General features: G+C 74.8%; 17 protein-coding genes. 9 read left to right on the forward strand and 8 right to left on the reverse strand.

The window, feature by feature from the left end:
* The 6 genes from ACRYR8_RS14560 to ACRYR8_RS14585 all read left to right on the forward strand — a co-directional run.
* On the forward strand, positions 1-136 hold a 136-nt coding region (locus ACRYR8_RS14560), incomplete at its 5' end, for a DAK2 domain-containing protein (RefSeq protein WP_432485301.1).
* A 108-nt stretch (positions 137-244) separates the two neighbouring features.
* A complete protein-coding gene (locus tag ACRYR8_RS14565; RefSeq protein ID WP_432485243.1) occupies positions 245-1,594 on the forward strand; it encodes an MFS transporter in 1,350 nt (449 codons plus the stop codon).
* A 122-nt stretch (positions 1,595-1,716) separates the two neighbouring features.
* Positions 1,717-2,238 carry a ribose-5-phosphate isomerase gene (locus ACRYR8_RS14570; RefSeq protein WP_432485245.1) on the forward strand — a complete coding sequence of 174 codons (522 nt, stop codon included), beginning with the start codon at positions 1,717-1,719 and terminating at the stop codon, positions 2,236-2,238.
* A gap of 31 nt (positions 2,239-2,269) precedes the next feature.
* Positions 2,270-3,064 carry a triose-phosphate isomerase family protein gene (locus ACRYR8_RS14575; RefSeq protein WP_432485247.1) on the forward strand — a complete coding sequence of 265 codons (795 nt, stop codon included), beginning with the start codon at positions 2,270-2,272 and terminating at the stop codon, positions 3,062-3,064.
* Between the two features lie 61 nt (positions 3,065-3,125).
* Complete coding sequence (locus tag ACRYR8_RS14580) at positions 3,126-4,103, forward strand: 3-hydroxyacyl-CoA dehydrogenase family protein (protein WP_432485249.1); 978 nt, start codon at positions 3,126-3,128, stop codon at positions 4,101-4,103.
* Between the two features lie 863 nt (positions 4,104-4,966).
* Positions 4,967-5,377 (forward strand): hypothetical protein, encoded by a 411-nt coding sequence (locus tag ACRYR8_RS14585; protein ID WP_432485251.1) that lies wholly within the window; start codon positions 4,967-4,969, stop codon positions 5,375-5,377.
* Positions 5,378-5,676: 299 nt separating this feature from the next.
* Here the strand turns inward: ACRYR8_RS14585 and allB are convergent, their stop codons facing one another.
* The 4 genes from allB to ACRYR8_RS14605 all read right to left on the reverse strand — a co-directional run bounded on the left by allB (position 5,677) and on the right by ACRYR8_RS14605 (position 11,062).
* On the reverse strand, positions 5,677-7,002 hold the full coding sequence (gene allB / locus ACRYR8_RS14590; RefSeq protein ID WP_432485303.1) for an allantoinase AllB: 1,326 nt from the start codon (positions 7,000-7,002) through the stop codon (positions 5,677-5,679).
* A gap of 109 nt (positions 7,003-7,111) precedes the next feature.
* The gene (locus ACRYR8_RS14595) at positions 7,112-7,849 is read right to left on the reverse strand and encodes a DUF1275 family protein (RefSeq protein WP_432485253.1); all 738 of its coding nucleotides are present in this window, start codon (positions 7,847-7,849) and stop codon (positions 7,112-7,114) included.
* A gap of 568 nt (positions 7,850-8,417) precedes the next feature.
* Positions 8,418-10,013, reverse strand: a complete 1,596-nt coding sequence (locus ACRYR8_RS14600) for an AtzH-like domain-containing protein (protein ID WP_432485255.1) — start codon at positions 10,011-10,013, stop codon at positions 8,418-8,420.
* On the reverse strand, positions 10,010-11,062 hold the full coding sequence (locus tag ACRYR8_RS14605; RefSeq protein ID WP_432485257.1) for an acetamidase/formamidase family protein: 1,053 nt from the start codon (positions 11,060-11,062) through the stop codon (positions 10,010-10,012). Before ACRYR8_RS14605 ends, ACRYR8_RS14600 begins: the two co-directional genes overlap by 4 nt.
* Before the next feature lie 44 nt (positions 11,063-11,106).
* Here ACRYR8_RS14605 and ACRYR8_RS14610 point away from each other — a divergent pair, with 44 nt between their 5' ends.
* From ACRYR8_RS14610 to ACRYR8_RS14620, 3 genes are read left to right on the forward strand one after another with little or no spacing between them, the layout of a single operon-like run.
* Positions 11,107-12,378 carry a (S)-ureidoglycine--glyoxylate transaminase gene (locus ACRYR8_RS14610; protein WP_432485259.1) on the forward strand — a complete coding sequence of 424 codons (1,272 nt, stop codon included), beginning with the start codon at positions 11,107-11,109 and terminating at the stop codon, positions 12,376-12,378.
* Positions 12,375-13,625: an allantoate amidohydrolase gene (locus tag ACRYR8_RS14615; RefSeq protein ID WP_432485261.1), complete on the forward strand. Its 1,251-nt coding sequence runs from the start codon at positions 12,375-12,377 to the stop codon at positions 13,623-13,625. The genes ACRYR8_RS14610 and ACRYR8_RS14615 overlap by 4 nt, the downstream gene beginning before the upstream one ends.
* A 5-nt stretch (positions 13,626-13,630) precedes the next feature.
* Entirely contained in the window at positions 13,631-14,500 is an 870-nt protein-coding gene (locus ACRYR8_RS14620; protein WP_432485263.1) for a MurR/RpiR family transcriptional regulator, read from the forward strand.
* A 7-nt stretch (positions 14,501-14,507) separates the two neighbouring features.
* On the opposite strand, the gene sufU is transcribed toward ACRYR8_RS14620, so the two are convergent.
* Genes sufU through ACRYR8_RS14640 form a run of 4 tightly spaced genes read right to left on the reverse strand, consistent with a single transcriptional unit; the run spans position 14,508 to position 19,813 of the window.
* Complete coding sequence (gene sufU, locus ACRYR8_RS14625; RefSeq protein WP_432485265.1) at positions 14,508-14,999, reverse strand: Fe-S cluster assembly sulfur transfer protein SufU; 492 nt, start codon at positions 14,997-14,999, stop codon at positions 14,508-14,510.
* A 44-nt stretch (positions 15,000-15,043) separates the two neighbouring features.
* A complete protein-coding gene (locus tag ACRYR8_RS14630) occupies positions 15,044-16,210 on the reverse strand; it encodes an XdhC family protein (RefSeq protein ID WP_432485267.1) in 1,167 nt (388 codons plus the stop codon).
* Positions 16,203-18,983 (reverse strand): molybdopterin-dependent oxidoreductase, encoded by a 2,781-nt coding sequence (locus tag ACRYR8_RS14635; protein ID WP_432485269.1) that lies wholly within the window; start codon positions 18,981-18,983, stop codon positions 16,203-16,205. The genes ACRYR8_RS14630 and ACRYR8_RS14635 overlap by 8 nt, the downstream gene beginning before the upstream one ends.
* Positions 18,980-19,813: an FAD binding domain-containing protein gene (locus ACRYR8_RS14640; RefSeq protein ID WP_432485271.1), complete on the reverse strand. Its 834-nt coding sequence runs from the start codon at positions 19,811-19,813 to the stop codon at positions 18,980-18,982. The genes ACRYR8_RS14635 and ACRYR8_RS14640 overlap by 4 nt, the downstream gene beginning before the upstream one ends.
* Between the last annotated feature and the right edge of the window lie 6 nt (positions 19,814-19,819).

Consider the following 19,819-nt stretch of genomic DNA (forward strand, 5'->3'; position numbering starts at 1 on the left):
GGCCGCCGAGGCCACCAGGGACCTGCGCCCGCAGATCGGACGCGCGCGCCCGCTGGCCGAGCGGTCCCTGGGCCACCCCGACGCCGGTGCGATCTCCCTGGCACTGGTCACCCGCACCATCGCCGACGGGCTCTGAACCCACCCCGGTAGCGGTACCGGTCCCGCGGCACCCGCCGCGGGACCGGCGCCGGACCCTGCCCGCGCGCCGCCCGACCACTGATCGTCCTGAGGAAGAGAGAACGTCGTGACCACCCTCCCGCCGCACGGTGACGCCGGAGGCACCGCCACGGCGAACCGCACGGTTCCCGAGGGCCGCCTGGAGCGGCTCGGCATCCCGCCCGTCCTGAAGTGGGGATTCCTCGCCGTGCTGGTCTTCATGACCGGCAACGGCGTGGAGTCGAACTTCCTCACCCCCCACCTGGTGGAGGTGCTGGGATCCCCCGAGGCCACCGTCGCGGGCATCATCACCGCCTACAGCCTCTCGGTGCTCGTCGCCAGCTACGTCTCCGGAGCGCTGTCGGACCTCGTCGGGCCGCGCCGCGTCATGGCACTGGGCTTCGCGGTCTGGATCGTGTTCGAGGTCCTCTTCCTCGTCGGCCTGCAGATCGACAGCTTCGCGCTCACCGCGGTCGCCTACACGTTGCGCGGCTTCGGCTTCCCGCTGTTCGCCTTCGCCTTCCTGGTGTGGGTGAACATCACCACGTCCGTGGAGCGCAACGGCGCCGCGGTCGGCTGGTTCTACGTCGCCTTCACCGGTGGCCTGCCCACGCTGGGGTCGCTGTTCGCGGTCGGTGCGATCCCCGTGTTCGGCGGCGGCACCGGGGGTGAGACCGGTGCGATGATCGCCTCCATCGCCCTCGTCGTGGCCGGTTTCCTCATCGCCTGGTTCGGCGTGCGCGACCCGCGCGGCAGCCGCCGCATCGCCCCGGCGGGGGAGAGCACCGGCCAGGTGCTGACCTCCGGCCTCCGGCTCACCTTCACCCGCCCGAAGATCGCCATGGGTTTCCTCGTGCGGCTCATCAACACGGCGCCGGAGTTCGGCATGTTCATCGTGCTGCCGGCGGTCATCGCCGACCAGCGCGGCTGGGGCCAGTCGCGCTGGCTGATCATGACCGTCTGCGTGTACGCCACGAACATCTTCGTCAACGCCGCCTTCGGCGCCCTCGGCGACAAGATCGGCTGGCAGCGCACCGTGAAGTGGTTCGGCATCGTGGGCTCCGCCTGCGGCCTGCTGCTGTGGTGGTACGTCCCGCAGCTGGTGCCCGCCGGCAGCGACTGGGGCTACGTCCTGTCGGTGATCGCCGGGTGCATCTTCGGGATGCTGCTCGCCGGGTTCGTCCCGATGGGCGCGATCATGCCCGCGCTGGCACCCGACCACAAGGGTGCCGCGATGGCCATGTACACCACCGCCGCCGGCGGTGCCACGTTCCTCGGCTCCGGCGTCGTCGCGCTGGTCTACGGCTTCGGCGGCAGCGACGTGGCCGTGGTGTGGGCGTTCGTCGGGCTGTACGCCTGCGCGTTCGTGATGGTCAGCTTCCTGAAGGTCCCGCAGCTGCACCGGGCCCACGGCCGGACCGAGCCCGTCGAGGCCTGACACCCCGTCCTCCCCGTCCCCGCGCTCGCAGGACCACCGCGGGGGTGAGGGGGCGGAACACCGGGGCGCCGCGGCTGTTGAACACCGTGGACGCCGATCCCGCACCGACCGAGGAGAGCACCGTGAGCGAGACCCCCCAGACCCCGCAGTGGCGTGTCGTCGTGGCCGCCGACGAGGCCGGGCTGTCCTACAAGGACGCCATCAAGGCCGACCTGCTCAAGGACCCGCGCGTGAAGGAGGTCATCGACGTCGGCATCAACGGCGACGAGGACACCGCCTACCCGCACGTGGCCGTCGCCGGAGCCCGCAAGATCGCCGCCGGCGAGGCCGACCGCGGCATCTTCGTGTGCGGCACCGGCATGGGCGTGGCCATCGCCGCCAACAAGGTCAAGGGCATCCGCGCCTCCACCGCCCACGACTCCTTCTCGGTCGAGCGCCTGGTGCTCTCCAACGACGCGCAGGTGCTGACCCTGGGCGAGCGCGTCATCGGCAAGGAGCTCGCCCGCCGCCTGGCCAAGGAGTTCCTCGGCTACGTCTTCGACCCCGCCAGCGCCTCCAAGGCCAAGGTCGACGCCATCTGCGGCTACGAGACCGACGCCGACGCGTCGGACGCGGCCGAGGCCGATACGGTCGCCTCCTGCTGAGACCACCGCACACCACCGGAGACCACGCACCATGACCAGCCGTCCACGCCCGCTCGTCGGCGTCAGCCTCAAGATGTACTTCTCGCTGGCCCGCACGCGCAGCTACCTCGCCGATGTCGCGGCCCTCGGCCCGGACGTCGCGGCGAGCGGCGTGGACGCGTTCGTCATCCCCGACTTCCTCAACATCACCACGGCCGTGGACCTGCTGCGCGGCACGCCCGTGGCCGTGGGGGCGCAGGACGCCTCCTGGGAGGACTTCGGGGCTCTGACCGGTGAAGTCTCGCCCGCCGCGCTGCGCGAGGCCGGGGTCCGCTTCGTCGAGATCGGGCACGCCGAGCGCCGCCGGATGTTCGCCGAGGACGACATCGTCACCGCCCGCAAGGCCGCTGCGGCCGCGCGCAACGGGCTGGTGCCGTTGATCTGCATCGGCGAGAACGTGCGCATCGACGTCGAGGACGCTGCCCGCACCACCATCAGCCAGGTCCTCGCGGCTCTGGAGGACGTCCCCGGCGATGCCGAGGTCGCGATCGGTTACGAGCCCAACTGGGCCATCGGGCAGACCGAGCCGGCACCGCCGGAGCACGTCGTCGGGGTCACCACCCGGCTGCGGGAGGCCCTGTCGCACCGCAGCGGCACGACGCGCATCCTCTACGGCGGCAGCGCCGGCCCGGGCCTGTTCACCCAGGTCGCCGACGGCGTCGACGGCCTGTTCCTGGGCCGCTTCGCCCACGACGTCGCCAACTTCCGCGCGGTGATCGACGAGATCGCCGAACTCCGCGGCACCGCCGACCACCTCCCCGGCCCGCAGGCCGGCGACCGCGCCTGAACCGCCCCGGCGGGCGGCGCGGCCCCTGCGGCCACCCCACCACCGACGACCGGAGAACGCTGTGCCCACCGCACCCCGCACTGACAAGATCACCCGCGTCGCCCAGATCGGCACCGGCTACATGGGCGGCGGCATCGCCCAGTCGCTCGCGCTGGCCGGCAACGACGTCTGGCTGGCCGACGCCGACAAGGAGTCGACCCAGCGCAACTACGAGCGCCTGCTGAAGGAGTCCGAGCTCTTCGAGGCGCAGGGCCTGTTCGCGCCCGGCAGCACCGAGGTGCTGAAGGAGAAGTTCCACCCCGCCGACTCCATCGAGGAGGCCGTCGCCGACGTCCACTTCGTCGAGGAGGCCGTCTTCGAGGACCCGGCCGTCAAGAAGGACGTGCTCTCGCGCGTCGAGAAGGCCGTCACCCCCGGCACCATCGTGGGCACCAACACCTCCACGATCCCGGTGAAGGTGCTCGCCGAGGCGTTCGAGGACGCCTCCCTGTTCCTCACCGTGCACTTCTCCAACCCCGCGCCGTTCATCCCGGGTGTGGAGCTCGTCATGGGCGAGGCGACCGACCCGGCCGTGCTGCCGCTCATCGACGACCTGCTCACCCGCGCCGGACGCAAGGGCGCGCAGGTGCAGGACGTCCCCGGTTTCGTCCTCAACCGCCTGCAGTACGTGCTGCTGAAGGAGGCCATGACGATCGTGGAGGAGGGCGTGGCGACCCCCACCGACGTCGACACCATCGTCTCCACCACGTTCGGCTTCCGGCTGCCGTTCTTCGGGCCGTTCGCGATCGCCGACATGGCCGGCCTGGACGTTTACGCCAAGGGCTTCAAGGTCCTCGAGGACCACTTCGGTGAGCGCCTGTCGGCCCCGCAGAACCTGCTGGACCTGGTTGCCGAGGGCAAGTTCGGCACCAAGACCGGTTCCGGGTTCCTGGAGCTCGAGCCGGAGAAGCTCGCTGCGCTCATCGACTACCGCAACAAGGCGTACCGGAAGATGGCGGAGCTGCTCGCCGAGCTCGGGCCGTCCCCGCTGGCCGACTGACCAACGGACGACTCCCCCACCGCCCCCGGGCGCGCGCACGCGCCCGGGGGCGCTCGGCGTCCACGGGCCCCGTCGTGACGGGTGAGTCCCACGAGCGGTGCAGCCGGCGGTCGCCTTCCTCGCCGCGGCCGGTGCGTGGTGCCGGCAGCGGAGCGGGCCGGCGGATGCGCGAGACCCTGCGAGGCGCCCTCCAGGCCCCTCACCGTCGACCGCTGCGCGGGAAGCGACCCTCGCTGAGGCCGCCGCTCACACGTGGTGCGGGGTCGCGACCGGACCGAGCGGCCGTTCCCTGGACCGAGAACGCGTTGACCGAGGACCCGTTGCGTCGGCCGGGGTGGCCCGGTGCTGCTGTACGCCGCCGGTTCGAGCTGTGCGGGCAGGACGACGACGCTGCCGGCCCCCAGGCCCCTGCCCGCGCTGGCTGTCCACGACGTCGACGGGATCGGCGTGCCCAGCGACGCAGACACCGCCCGGAGGCAGGCACGCTGCCGTTGACGGGTGACCGGGGCTCACGGTGAGCTGAGCGTCCACCTGATGTGCAGGCTGGTCCTCTCGTCCCCGGACAGCGGCACCCGCTTGGACGTGTCGGCCGCCCTGCCACCGCGGGTGAGGCAGTGGCACGCAGGTCGCGTCGTGACCGCACGGTCGCTGGGTGGTTCCGGCGGCCGACGGCCAGGTGCGCCAGGTTCCTTCCGGGGTGGAGCTGGTCCGCAGGAGCAGGCGGTGCGGGAGGCATCGGCGGGCCAGGAGGTGGGCGTGGACGTCGCGGCGCTGCGGGACAGGCTGAGCGGCGTGCACCGGCTCGGGGCAGCAGCGGCGCCGGCAAGTCGACGATCGCGGCCCTGCTGGCCGAGCAGCACGGGTTGCGGTTGTACGCCACCGACGACGTCATGGCCGAGCACGCCCGCCGCTGCCCGCAGCGGCAGTGTCCTCACCTGCACGCGTTCGGGGCGATGGGCATGGACGAGCGGTGGCTGCTGGCGACACCGGGCTTCCGGCGGGCTGCGTTGGAGAGTCGCGGTGGGTCGTGGCAGATCGCCGGGCGCACCAGCGACCCGCAACGGGCGCTGAGCAACCTGCTGCAGCGGGACCGGTTGTTCACCGATGAGCTGCGCGAGCGGGTGCGCCGGGAGCGGGTGCGCCGGGAGCGGCTGCGCGCGGTGGAGGTGGACACCTCGTGGACGCGGGAGCAGCTGCTGTGCGAGGTCGCGGTCCGGCTGGGCCTGGAGCGTGGTCTGCCGCCGTCGGTGCAGGCACCAGACGGAGCGCCGTGACTGCGCAACGGCCGGCCGGGGGTGTACCTGCACGGTCCGGTCGGGTGCGGCGAGACCCGGCTGATCGAAACTCGGCTGCAGCGACCGCCTGGCGCCTGCGCACCGAGGTCACCTCCAGCACCGCGATGCACGGGGCGGTGCTGCGCGCGGTGGCGCGGTGGCGCGGTTGTCGGCCGGAGAGCCGGACCACACCTCCGCCGCGCTGGGCACGGCGCCCGTCCGGGCCGTGATCGGGGTGTCCGGACCAGCGGGCGAGTCCACGACGGCGCAGCGGTGCCGAACGACGAGCGCCGCGCGCCTCACGGACGTGCGAGGAGTGCGCCGGCCGGTGCAGCGTCGAGGTCGAGGACAGCACCCCGTCGCCAGGTGGAGCGCACCGCACCGGTCAGCCGACGACCCGCGTACGGCGTCACCTTGTTCCTGTGCTGCAGTGTTCCCGGGTCGACGACCCACTCCTCCTCAGGCGCGAACACCGCGAAGTCGGCGACGTTCCCGGGCGCGATCCGGCCGCGGTCGCTCAATCCGGCGAGATCCGCAGGGGCCGACGACATCCAGCTCACGACGGTGGCCAACGGCACCCCCCGCTCACGCGCTGCCGTCCAGACGACGGGCAGACCGATCTGGAGCGAGGCGATCCCACCCCACGCCGCGCCGAAGTCACCTTCCTCCAGGCGCTTGAGCTCGGCGGTGCACGGCGAGTGGTCCGAGACGACGCAGTCGATCGTCCCGTCCAGCAGCCCTCGCCACAACGCGTCCTGCTCAGCGCGATCCCGGACGGGGGGGCAGCACTTGAACGAGGTGGCGCCATCGGGCACGCGGTCCGCGTCGAGCGTGAGGTAGTGCGGGCAGGTCTCGGCCGTCAGGCGGGCGCCGGCCTCCTTGGCGGCCTTGACCTCGGCCAGGCCGGCGGCCGACGACAGGTGCACGACGTGAGCGCGGGCCCCGGCACGGGAGACGGCCTCCGCCACCGTGCGTACCGCCGCCGCTTCCGCGCTCGGGGGTCGGGAAGCGACGAAGTCGACGTACCTGCGCCCACCGCCGTGCTCGTGCGCGCCGATCTGCTCGGGATCCTCGGCGTGCACGAGCAGCAAGCCGTCGAAACGGGCGAGTTCGGCCAGTGCACCCCGCAGTCCGGCCGCGTCCAGTGGTGGGAACTCCTCGACGCCCGAGTCGAGCAGGAAGCACTTCACCCCGAACGCCCCGGCGTGGTGCAGTGGTTCGAGCTGGTCGACGTTCCCCGGTACCGCGCCACCCCAGAAGCCCACGTCGACGGTGCACCGGCCTTGTGCCGCCGAGCGCTTCACCGCCAGCGCAGCGGGGTCGAGGGTTGCGGGGATGCTGTTCAGCGGCATGTCGAGGATCGTGGTGATGCCGCCGGCGGCCGCGGCCCGCGTGGCGGAGGCGAAGCCCTCCCACTCCGTGCGGCCGGGTTCGTTGACGTGCACGTGAGTGTCGACCAGTCCGGGCAGGAGCACCTCGTCCTGTCCGAGGACGACCTCCCGGTCGCTCTCCCAGGAGCGCTCGAAGGCCTCGACCCCCACGATCCGACCGGCTCGCACCCCCACCGAGGCAGGTCGTTCCACCCCGCCCACCACCGCACGGGTCGCCCGCAGAACTACGTCCAGCACCAGACCTCCAACGTCGTCGTGAGCCGTCTCTCGCACGAGTCCCGGAGGCGACGCCGCCGCGGAGCAGGAGGCTGGGAGGCGCCGCGGGGATTCGCAGGCAGTCGGGTCAAGCGAGGGTTCCCTCACGCGCCCGCTCGGTCGCCGCCGGGCGGACGCGGGCGCGCAGGTGCCCCAGCAGAGCACTGACGAGGGTGATCGAGGCGGCGGCCGCCAGCCCGGCGCCGACGTGCCAGCGCAGCAGCGCAGCGCCCGCAGCGGCCCCGGCGAGGATGAGCACCACAGCACCCAGCCGACGACGCCACCCCTCGCCCCCGCCGCCGGCGAAGCGGGAGTCCGCGGCCAGGCCGGTCAAGGTCGAAGTGACCACCACCGTGGTGACGTCCTTCACGGCCAGGCGGCGCGCCGCGGCCGCCTGCGCCCCCATCAGCAGACCCAGCGCGGCGGTGACCACCAGCACGGCCGTCGGCGGTGTCGCGCCCTCCCGCACGGGGATCGCGTCACCGAGGACGGCGGTGACACCCGAGAGCACGGCCAGCCCGGCGCCGACGAGCGCGATGACGAGCGTGAAGGCCCTCGTCCAGCCCTCCGCGGTCCGGCGCAGCACCCGCCCCACCAGCGCGGCGCCGAGCACGAACGCCACCAGAGCCAGGCAGGGACCGATCACGGGCAGGTCCTCGGCGCCGGTGAGGGCCATGCCGAGGATCACCACGTTGCCGGTCATGTTCGCGGTGAACACGCGGTCCAGACCGAGGTAGCCGACGGCGTCCACGACCCCGGTGGAGAACGTCAGCGTCAGCATCAGCCCCAGGTTCCAGGAGGAGGCCGGAACGGAGTCACGGGTCAAGGTTCCTCCGATCGAAGGCACCCGGCGGGCCACGGGCGGCTGGTGGGACCATACCGGAGCGCCCGTCCGCACCCCGCGGGTCAGCACGCCGGCCCGCGAGCGCGTCCCCCGCAACCACTCCACCAGCAGCTGCCGACCCCGGGCACCTCGGTCCCCGTGCACCCGGCTCGCTGCAACAGGGAACCCGCACGCGGATGCGGGCCTTCCGGGTTCAGCCACCTTCGACCGTGCCAGCGTTCTCGTGCGAGAACCGAACGGCTCGAGGTCCGTGCCGTCGTCCACCCGCCGACGGAGTTCCACCGCTGCGCCGGCTGGCACCCCTGGGCCTGCAACGCTCTCGCGATCCGCGCGGGAGCGGTTCGGCCGTCGTCAGCGGGTTCATCACCGTGCTGCTCGCCCCGGTGTTCCGGCGATCCTGCTCGGCGTCCTCGTCGGCCCGGTGATCGCCACGTGCGTCGTCGGACCGGCCATCACGACCGGCGATGTCCGGCGACGTCCTCGCCGTCGGCGAGACCGTCGGCGAGCGGCTGGGCCGGTCCTCACCCCGCGCCGGTCGAGCAGGCGGGGATCACGCGCGGCGAGGTGGCGCCACCTCGGCGAGCAGGGCCAGCAGCGAGCGGTCGCTCCCGCGCGGTGCCAGCACGCACAACCCGACCGGGAGCTCCCCGACCCGACCCCAGGGCAGGTTCAGGGCGGGGACGCCCGTCTGCGACGCCAGGGTCGTCAGCCGCAGCGTCCCGGTGCGAGCGGCCTCGAACTCCTCGGCGGACGCGTCCACGCGGGGTGCGGGCGCGGCCGTGCTCGGCAGGCACAACCAGCCGTCGGCGAGCACCGCCTCCAGCCGGCCGCGGGTGCGCTCCACGACCGCGCGAGCGGCTTGCACGGCTTCGGGCGCGAGCCCCTGCCCGTGGCGGAACCGTCGTTCCACGGCCGGGGAGAGCGCTCCGGGGTGGGCGTCGATGAACTCGCCGTGGCTCGCCCACGCTTCAGCGGCCTGCAGGGTGCGGAACGCCGCGGTCCACCGCTGCGGCTCCTCGGGGGAGAAGTCCGGATCGACCTCACGCACGGGGAGGCCGGTCTGGACGGCCAGCGCCGTCAGCGCCGCGTCGACGGCCAGCGCGGTCCGCGGGGTGGCCAGCGAGAGCAGCGCTGCACTGCGCAGCAGCGCCGCCGGGCGCACCGCCTGCGCCGGCGCCGGCCTCGGCGGCAGCAGGACGTCCGCCGCGACGGCCAGCAGAGCGGGGTCCGCCGCGAGCAGCCCGACGGTGTCGAACGAGGGGGCCAGGGGCAGGACGCCGCTGGTGTCGACGGCGCCGTGGCTGGGGCGCCAGGCGTACAGGCCGCAGAACGAGCCCGGCACGCGCAGCGACCCGGCCGTGTCCGTGCCCAGTCCGAGGTCGGCCCCACCGGCGGCGACCGCCGCGGCTGGTCCGGAGGTCGATCCGCCGGGCAGGTGGGCGGGGGCCGCGGGGTTGCGGGGGGTTCCCCAGTGGGCGTTGACGCCCATCAGGGAGAAGGCGAGCTCGTCGGTCTGGGCGATTCCGGTGACCTCCGAGCCGGCGTCCAGCAGCGCCTGCACGGCGGGGGCGGTCGAGGTTTCGAGGGGCGCCTGATTCAGCCAGGCCGGGACACCGGCGCCGATGCGCTGACCGGCGAGCGCGAACAGGTCCTTCACCGCGATGCGTGCGCCCCGCAGGGGGCCCGCTCCCGATCCGGGCAGCAGCGGGTCGCCCTCGCCGGGCCGGACCCGCCACGCCGCCCGGTCGGTGCCGTGCGCTGCGCGCGAGGGCGCCGGAGCCGACGAGACGTGGGCGGCGGTGACCTTCCACCCGTCGGCGAAGCGGTGCCAGAGCTGGGTCTGCAACCCACCCGCCCCGTCGAGGCGCTCGGCCTCGGAGACGGTGAGGGCGTCCGCCTCGCCGAGCGCGCGCACGTGCACGCGCCGCTGCCAGCGCGCAGGCGCACCGCCGCGGCGGGCGCGGTGGGCCGAGACGTCCGCGTGGCCGACCAGTGCCGCGCCGCCCTCGGCACGCAGCGTGGAGGAGCCGTCGGCGAACACCTCGTCGAGCACGGCGAGGTCGTCCTCGCGCAGGGCACGCTCGTAGCGGGCCGCTGCGGCCAGCAGGGTCTGCTCGGGGATCCCGGAGCCGTGCGCGGCGCTCACGCCGGGCTCGCGAGCAGGTCGGCCAGGTCGGCCTTGCGCAGCAGTCCGTGGACGCCGGCGACCCGGTCGACCACCTGGGAGACGGCGAAGTCTCCGGCGGCGGACAGGTAGGCGTAGGCGTGCGCGGGGTCCATCCCCAGGTCGGTGAGCAGTGCGATCGCGGTCCGCACCGCCTGGCGCACCGCCTCGTCGAGGTCGGCGTCGAGCCCGATGGGCACCAGGTGCTCGGGGGTCTCCCCCCACAGCACGCCGCGCACCCGGACCGCTCCAGCGGGGACGAGGTCGAGGCGCAGGCGGGCGCGCAACGGCGCCTCGAACGCGGTGAGCGCGACCTCGCCGTCCCCTTGCGCGTAGTGCGGGTCGCCGACGTAGCACAGCGCCCCCTCGACCTGGACGGGCAGGTGCAGCGTCGAACCGGCGCCGAGGGCCGAGACGTCCAGGTTGCCGCCGTGCGCACCCGGCGGCACGGAGTGCAGGCGTCCCGGCCCGGGCGTGGCCACGCCGACGAGCCCGAGGAACGGCCTCAGCGGGAAGCGCACCCGCGCGTCGGTGCGCGGACCGGCCGGCAGGGATCCGCGACGCGCGCCCGTCACCGGGTCCGTCTCGACCCGGGCCAGGACGGAGACCACGTCGGCGCCGTCGCGGGGGAACTGCCCGGGCAGGGCGCCGCGGCCGTGCCGGTTGGACACCACGCCGTAGTCGGCGCGCAGCTGCAGCTCCTCCACGGTCACGGACAGGACGTCGCCGGGTCGCGCGCCGCGCACGGCCACGGGACCGGTGACCACGTGCGGTCCGCGGCTGCGGGGGTCGTGCTCCACCGATCGCGCGATCTCGACGGCGTCGGCCAGCACGGCGGCGGCCTCGATGCCGCGCGCGGTGAAGAAGGCCAGCGGGTCGCGCCCCTGGTCCTCGAGGATCCCCTCGTGGCTGACGGTGTCGACGACGACGACGTCGCCCGGCTCGACCTCCAGCACCGGGGGGTCACCGGCGCACGGCAGTTCGCCCCACCGCACGCTCGAGGGGGTGGAGGACAGGGGGTGGACCGTCAAGGAGACCTCCGCAGGGGTGTTCGCTGGAACGATCGTTGCATAGGATGGCGCGCGTGGAACAGACGATCCGGAACACCGGCCTGCTGCGCACCGGGGTCGGCGCTCCGCTCGCCCCGCCACCGCGGCTGCTGATGGGCCCGGGGCCGATCACGGTCGACCCGCGCGTCCTGCGCGCGATGTCCGCCCAGCTCGTCGGGCAGTACGACCCGGCGATGACCGGCTACATGAACGAGACGCAGGAGCTGTACCGGGAGGTGTTCCGCACCGCCAACGAGGCGACCGTGCTGATCGACGGCACCTCGCGCGCCGGCATCGAGGCCGCGCTCGTCTCCCTGCTCTCGCCGGGCGACCGGGTGCTGGTCCCCGTCTTCGGCCGCTTCGGGCACCTGCTGCGCGAGATCGCCGAGCGCTGCGGCGCCGAGGTCCACACGATCGAGGTCCCGTGGGGCGAGGTGTTCAGCCTCGAGGCGATCGAGGAGGCCGTGCGCGAGGTCCGCCCCCAGCTCGTCGCGCTCGTGCAGGGGGACACCTCGACGACCATGAACCAGCCCCTGGAGGGCGTCGGCGCGGTGTGCCACCGGCACGGTGCGCTGCTCTACGTCGACTGCACGGCCTCGCTGGGCGGGAACCCGTTCGAGATGGACGCCTGGGAGGTCGACGCGGCCACGGCGGGTCTGCAGAAGTGCCTGGGAGGGCCGTCGGGCAGCGCGCCGCTCAGCCTGTCCCCCCGCGCCGTGGAGGTGGTCCGCTCGCGCAGCAGCGTCGAGGCGGGCCTGCGTGCCGACCCGGACGCCGGCGGTGCCCCACCGGCCGAACGCATCCGCTCGAACTACTTCGACCTGGGGATGGTCCTGGACTACTGGGGCCCGCAGCGCCTGAACCACCACACCGAGGCCACCACCATGCTCTACGGCGCGCGCGAGTGCGCGCGCCTGCTGCTGGAGGAGGGCCTGCAGGCCGCCGTCGCCCGGCACCGGCTGCACGGCGACGCGATGCTCGCGGGGGTGCGCGGGCTCGGGCTGCGGGTGTTCGGCGACGTGGCGCACAAGATGCACAACGTCGTCGCCGTGGAGATCCCCGACGGCGTGGACGGCGAGGCCGTGCGGGCGGAACTGCTGCACGACTACGGCATCGAGGTCGGCACCTCGTTCGGACCGCTCGCCGGGCGGGTGTGGCGCATCGGGACGATGGGCTACAACGCCCGCAAGGACGCGGTGCTGGTGACGCTGGCCTCGCTGGAGCAGGTGCTGCGCCGGCACGGCGCGCCCGTCGAGGCGGGCGCCGGATCCGCGGCGGCGCAGCAGGTGTACGCGTGAGCGGCCCCGCGCCCGCGAGCACCGCCGCCCGGCGGGCGCTGCAGCGCTGCGACGAGCTCGCCGCGATCAGCTCGATGCCCGGCGGCGTCGAGCGGGTGCACCTGTCACCCGAGCACGCCCGCGCCAACGCGGTGGCGGCGGGCTGGATGGCCCAGGCGGGCCTGGCGACGTGGCGGGACCAGGCGGGCAACCAGTGGGGCCGGCTGGAGGGGCGCGAGCCCGGCCTGCCCTCGCTCGTGCTCGGCTCGCACCTGGACACCGTGAGCGACGCCGGCCGCTACGACGGGGTGCTCGGGGTGGTCTCGGCGATCGAGGTCGCGCACCGCCTGCGCGAGCGCGCTGACGAGCTGCCGTTCGCGCTGGAGGTGGTCGCCTTCTCCGACGAGGAGGGCACCCGCTTCGCCACCGCCCTGATGGGCAGCAGGGCCGTGGCCGGGCAGTGGGACCAGGACTGGTGGGAGCGAGCCGACGCCGACGGCGTCACCGTGCGCGAGGCCGCGCTCGCCTTCGCCCTGGACCCCGCCCGCGTCGGCGAGGCCGCCCGGCGCCCGGCGGACCTCGCGGGGTACCTGGAGCTGCACATCGAACAGGGCCCGCAGCTGGAGTCCGCCGGCCGCGCCCTCGGCGTCGTCACCTCCATCGCCGGCGCGCGCCGGTTCACCGGTCACGTCAGGGGGGAAGCCCGGCACGCCGGCGGCACCCCCTACCCGCGCCGCCGCGACGCGCTGGTCGCGGCTGCCGACGTGGTGCTCGCCGTGGAGCGGCTGGCGGTCGAGCTCGGCGGCATCGCCACCGTCGGGCGGCTGCAGGCGTTCCCCGGAGGGGTGAACGTCGTGCCCGGCCTGGTGGAGTTCAGCCTCGACGTGCGCGCCGAGCGCGACGCGGACCGCGACGACCTGGTCGAGCGCGTCCGCGCCCACGGCGAGGCGGTGTCCCGCGCGCGGGGCACCACGTTCGAGCTCGTCGAGACCCACAGCGCCCCCGGGGTGGCGTGCGACGGCGTCCTGTCGGCGTCGATCGCCGAGGGCATCGCCGCCACCGGTGACGCCGACCCCGTCCGGCTGTGGAGCAGGGCCGGCCACGACGCGATGGCGATGGCCGCGATCACCCCCGTGGCCATGCTGTTCGTGCGCTGCGAGGACGGCATCAGCCACGCGCCGGGCGAGGACGTCACCCTCGGGGACGTCGCACGCGCCATCGACGCGTTCGAGGCCGCCGTGCACGACGTCGCGCGCCGTCGACGGTGAGCGCCGTGGACCACGACCTCGCTGCACCCGACGGTCCCGGCGGGGTCCGCGAGCGGATCGAGGTCGTCTACGGCGAGCTCAGCCCGCTCGAGCGCACCGTGGCCGACTTCGTGCTCGAGCACCTGAACGAGCTGGCGACCTACTCAGGTGCCGAGCTGGCGAAGGAGGCGGGAGCCTCCAAGGCCACCGTCAGCCGGTTCTTCCGCCGGCTCGGCTTCCCGTCCTTCGCGCAGGCCCGGGCCCAGGCGCGCGCCCAGGCCTCGGCGCTGCGGGCGCGCGGCGTCCCGCTGGGTGGGCTGCCGCCGCAGGCCGGGAACGCCGTGGCCGCCCACCTGGCGCAGGACCAGCGCAACCTGGCGGCGCTGGCCCGCGACGTCGAGCACGTGCGGCTGGAACGGGCCGCGCACCTGCTGGCCGGCGCCCGGCGCGTCCTGCTGCTGGGCTGGCGCAACAGCTACCCGGTGGCGCTGCACCTGCGCGAGCAGCTGCTGCAGGCCCGGGCCGCGGTGGACGTCGGTCCGCACCCCGGGCAGACGGTCGCCGAAGAGCTCAGCGCGCTCGAGCGCCGGGACGCGCTGGTCGTCGTCGCGTTCCGGCGGCGGCCCCCCGCGGTCGGGCGGGTGCTGGCGGCGGCGCGCGAGGCCGAGGTGCCGACCGTGCTGCTCACCGACCCGACCGGTCGCGCGCTGGGCGCACAGGTGGAGCACCGCTTCACCGTGCCCGTCGACGGGCCCGGCGCCTTCGACGGCTACGCGGCGGCGATGTCGCTGGTGACGATGCTCGCCGAGGCCGTCCTGGCACGGCGCGGGCGGGCCGGGCGCGAGCGGATCGAGCAGGTCGGACGCGTGCACGCCCGGCTGGGCGAGCTGGAGTAGCGCGTCCTCAGATGAGCCCGGCGCACGCCACCGCGTCGTCGAACGCCGTCCACGCCAGCAGGACGCAACGGGTGCGCGCCGGGTGGCGCAGGACCCCGACCAGCGCCACGCCGTCCCCGAGGACCTCCTCGTCGGCGGGCGCTCCGGTTGCGCCCGTGAGCACCTCGCGCAGCGCCCGCCGGGGCGCCTGCGACTCCTGCAGCGCTCTGCCGGCGGTGAGGTCGTGCAGCACCGAGACCGAGGCGGTGCTGATCGCGCAACCCCGCGCCTCGTACGAGACGTCCCGCACGAGGAGTCCTCCTCGCGGGCCCGGGACCAGGTCGACCCGCAGGAGCACCTCGTCACCGCACACGGGGTTCACGCGGTGCACCTGCGCGCTGAAGGGCGCGCGCAACCCGGCGCCGCGGGGGGACCGGGCGTGCTCGGCCAGCAGTTGCCGGTGCAGTTCCCGGACCGCCGCGGGCTGCGCCTCACGGTGCGCTCGCCGTCCTGCGCCCACGCTCCCCCCGTCACGACGCCGGCGCTCCTGTTCTCGCAGGACGCTCACGGACGGGAACCCGCCTGCGCGAGCACGACCGGTGAGCGCTCACCGGCCCGGTGGATGGGCCCGTCGGTACGGCTCAGGCGCGTCCCGCTGCCACCGCGCCGGTGGGCGACGATCTCGGCCGCGATCGACACGGCGGTCTCCTGCGGGGTGCGCGCACCGAGGTCCAGGCCGATCGGGGAGGCCAGGCGCGCCAGCTCCCCGGGGCTGAGCCCCTCGGCCAGCAACCGGGCCACCCGGTCGTCGTGGGTGCGGCGCGAGCCCATCGCCCCGACGTACCCGGCGGGCCCGCGCAGGGCCTCCTTCAGCAGCGGCACGTCGAACTTCGCGTCGTGCGTGAGCACGCACACCACCGTGCGCTCGTCCACCGCCGTACCGCGCAGGTACTCGTCGGGCCACTGCACGACCACCTCGTCCGCCTCCGGGAAGCGCGCCTCCGTCGCGAAGAGCCCTCGGGCATCGCACACGGTGACGTGGTAGCCGAGGAACTTGCCCACCCGGGTCAGCGCCGCCGCGGGTTCCACGGCACCGAACACCAGCATCCTGGGCGGCGGTGCGATCACCTCGACGAAGACCTCCACCTCGCCGTGCCGCAGGTCCGCGCACCCGCTGAGCGCCAGCAGCTCGTCGCGACCTGCGCGCAGCGCCTGCGCGGCGCCCCGCGCGACCGCCTCGTCGAGGCCCACCGCACCGAGGGACCCCTCGGCGCCCTCCTCGCCGACGAGCAGCCACCGGCCCAGCAGCGCCGTGCCCGCCCCCGTCGTGCCCGGCGCGGCGACCACGGAGGCCAGGGCCACCGCCTGCCCGTGCGCCTCGGCGTGAAGCGCCCGGCGCAGCAGCTCGCCGTCCGCGGGCGCGAACGGCTGGACCAGGACGTCCAGGGTTCCGCCGCACGTCAGCCCGACGGCGAAGGGGTCGTCGTCGTCGCTCACCCCGAAGCTCCCGGTGCGGGCGCACCCGTCCTCGAGGGCCTGCCGGCACAGCTCGTGGACCGCGGCCTCGACGCAGCCGCCCGAGACGCTGCCGATGACCTCGCCGCCCGCGGTCACGACCAGCGAGGCTCCCGCCGGGCGCGGCGCCGAGCCGTCGGTGCGGAACACCGTCGCCAAGGCGAAGGGCTCGCCGGACGCGAGCACCGGGCGCAGCTGGGGGAAGACCTCACGCACGGCGGGCCCCCTCCGCGTGCACCGGCCGGTCCTGCGCCTGGCGCAGCGAGCGCCACAGGGCGTCCGGGCGCATCGGGAGTTCGCGCACCCGCACCCCGGTCGCGTCGAACACGGCGTTCGCCAGGGCGGGAGCCACCGGGTTGTACGGGGCTTCGCTCATCGACTTCGCCCCCAGCGGGCCCACCTCGTCGAACGTGTCGGCGAACAGCACCTGCGTCTCGCACACGTCCGCAGCCCTGGGTGCGTGGTACTCGCGCAGCGACACCGTGAGCGGACTGCCGTCCGCGTCGCGGCGCACCTCCTCGAACAGGGCGGAGCCGATCGCCTGCACCACCCCGCCTTCGACCTGGCCGCGCAGTTGCACCGGGTTGAGCACGACCCCGGCGTCCACGGCGTGCACCGAACGCAGCAGCCGCACCTCACCGGTGCCGGTGTCCACCGCGACGCGGAAACCCTGCACGTTGAACGCGACCGAGCGCAGCACCGCGTCGTCGGCCCCCTCGGCCCGCGGTTCGGCACCGGTGGTGCGCACCGCGTGGGCGTGCACCTGCACCAGCGGCACGAGACGCTCCCCGAAACGCACGCCGCACGGCTCCAGCACGGCCGCGGCCACCGGCGCCCCGAGCAACCCGGCCGCGAGCACCCGCACCTGTCCGGCCAGGCGCTCGCAGGCGATCAGCAGCGCCTTGCCCGCGACGACGGAGCCCGCCGAGCCGAACGCGCCGGTGTCGTAGCGGGTGACGTCGGTGTCGGCCTGCCGCAACCGCAACCGGTCGGCGGTGGTGCCCAGCGTCTGCACGGCGATCTGGGTGTGCACGGTGGTGGTGCCGTTGCCGAACTCGGCGGTGCCGACGTTCAGCTCCCACGTGCCGTCGGCGAGCAGGCGCGCCGAGGCCTCGGCGAAGTGCCCGCGCGGCGGCACGGTGGCGATCATCGACAGCGCGATCCCGGACCCGGTCCGCCAGCGGGGCCCGTCCGGCACGGGCTCGCCGCCGCGCGGCAGTTCCCGTTCCACCAGGTCCAGGCACTGGTCCAGGCCGTAGCTGCCGAAGCGCAGCCCGTCGTCCTCGCCGGTGACGGCCGGGTCGGAGGTGGCGACGAACCGGTCGCCGGGGACGACGACGTTGCGGCGGCGCAGCGTGAACGGGTCGATGCGCAGCTGGCGCGCCAGTTCGTCCAGCGCCGACTCGAGGGCGAAGACGACCTGCCCCAGGCCGTACCCGCGGAACGCCCCCGAGGGCACCGAGTTCGTGTAGACGGCGCGGGCGTCGACGCGCTTGTTCGCGCACCGGTACGTGGCCACCGACTCGTGCACGGAGTGGAACATCACCCCCGGGGAGTGGTTGCCGTACGCGCCGGCGTCGGACAGCAGGTCCACCGCGAGCGCCGTCAGGGTGCCGTCCGCGGCGGCGCCCAGGCGCACCCGCACGTTCATCGGGTGCCGGGTCGGCAGGGCCGTCAGTGCTTCCCGGCGGGTCGTCTCGTACTGCACGGACCGGCCGGTGCGCAGCACCGCCAGGGCGACGACGTCCTCGGTGAGCATCTCCTGCTTGCCGCCGAAACCCCCGCCGACCCGGGCGGCCAGCACCCGCACCCGGTCGGGCTGGAGGCCGAGCACGCGGGCCAGCTCGTCGCGCACGAGGAACGGCACCTGGGTGCTGCTGCGCACCACCAGCCGGCCGTCCTCGTCCAGCCAGCCGACCGAGGCGTGCGTCTCCAGCGTGACGTGTGAGACGCGCTGGGTGCGCCAGGTGCCCTCCACGACGGTGTGCGCACCGGCCAGCGCGGCCTCCACGTCGCCGACCTCGCTGTGCAGCTCGGCGACGACGTTGCGGGCCGGGTCGGCGATGCGGGACGCCGCGGCGTCCTTGTCGGCGTGCAGCAGCGGCGCACCGGGTTCCGTCGCCCGTTCGGGGTCGAGGACGGCGGGCAGCACCTCGTACTGCACGGCGACGAGGCGCAGCGCCTGCTCGGCCAGGGCGACCGACTCCGCCACGGCGACCGCGACGCGCTGGCCGTGGTGGCGCACGACGGGGTCGAGCACGAGGGTGTCGTCGGGGTCGTCGAGGCGGTTCTCGTGCCGGCCGGTGGAGAACAGCACCTGCGGGACGTCGTGGTGCGTCAGCACCAGGTGCACGCCGTCGAGGGCTTCGGCGGCGCGGGTGTCGATCGCGGTGATGCGGGCGTGCGCGTACGGGCTGCGCAGCACCGCCGCGTGCAGCAGCCCCGGCGGCACGTCGCCGGCGGCGAGGTCCAGGGTGTACGGCTCGGTGCCGGTGACGACGCGGTGCGCGGCCGGGGCGGCCACCGCCTCCCCCACCGCGCCGCTGCGCGCGAGGGGTGCGGTGGCCGGCCCGGCGACCGCCTCGCGGATCGCCCGGTAGCCGGTGCAGCGGCACAGGTTGCCCTTGAGGTGCTCGTCGAGGTCGGTGCGCTGCTCCTCGTCCAGCGCGGCTGCGGTGACCACCATCCCGGGCGTGCAGAACCCGCACTGGAACCCGGCTGCGTCGACGAACCTCTGCTGCACCGGGTGCAGGCCGCCCTCGGGCGCCAGGCCCGCGGCGGTGGTGACCTCCCGGTCCGCAGCGCGCAGCGCCGGGTACAGGCACGAGTGCACCGGTGAGCCGTCCACGAGCACCGTGCAGGCACCGCAGTCACCGGTGTCGCAGCCCTTCTTCACCGCCGTGCACGCGTTCTCCCTCAGCAGGGTGCGCAGGCACTGCCCCGGCCGCGGCTCCACCTCGGCGACCACCCCGTCCACGGTGAGCTTCACGACGCCCCTCCCAGCTCCTCGACGACCTCCGCGACCGCGCGCAGGGTCACCGCGCGCCGCCAGTCCGGGTCGCCGTGCACGTCGTCGAACCAGCCCGGCCCCTCCTGCACCGCCGCGTCCACCTGCGCCGCGGCGTCCGCCGGCGCCGGTGGCAGCGGCCGGTGCAGCACCACCGGGCGCGCCACCGCCGCCGTCACCGCCAGCGTGAACGCCCCGTCCTCGTCCAGGCGAGCGGTCACCAGCGAGGCCGAGCGGCCCAGCCGGTGCAGGGAGGTGCGGCGGAACGCGGTGCGTGCGCGCAGCGCCCGCTCCGGCAGGTCCACCGCGCGCAGGACCTCCCCCGGCTCCAGCGCGGTGCGCCCGTCGCCCACCACGAGCTCGGCCACCGGCAGGTGCCGCGTGGAGCCGTCCGCCCCCCACAGCTCCGCGGTGCCGTCGAGCGCCACCGCCAGCGACGTCATCGCCCCCGCCGGCAGCGCCAGGCACACGTTGCCGCCGACGGTGGCCACCGAGCGCACCTTGAACGAGGCCAGCAGCGCGCGCACGCACTGGCGCAGCAGCGGGTGCGCGGCCCACGCCGGCCGGGCCGGCACCGCGGCGAGCTCCGCGACCAGGCACGTCGCGGCGATCCGCAGCCCCGCGGCGGAGGCCGTCCACGGCTCCCAGTCCAGGCTCGTCAGGTCCACCAGGGTGCGCAGGTGCGGCTGCTCGCAGGAGAACAGCCACGTGCCGCCGGCCAGGACGGCGCTGCCCGCGGCGCCGGTGTGCGCGGCGGCCAGCCCCGCCCGGTCCCGGACGGGGATGATGGCCTCGATCGTGTTCAGGTCCACGGGCGC

It is taken from the genome of Kineococcus esterisolvens (assembly GCF_050871405.1).
Classification (GTDB): domain Bacteria; phylum Actinomycetota; class Actinomycetes; order Actinomycetales; family Kineococcaceae; genus Kineococcus.

Coding starts and splice junctions, on each gene's coding strand:
- ACRYR8_RS14575 (WP_432485247.1), top strand. CDS start 2,270: ATGACCAGCCGTCCACGCCCGCTCGTCGGCGTCAGCCTCAAGATGTAC.
- ACRYR8_RS14610 (WP_432485259.1), top strand. CDS start 11,107: ATGGCGCGCGTGGAACAGACGATCCGGAACACCGGCCTGCTGCGCACC.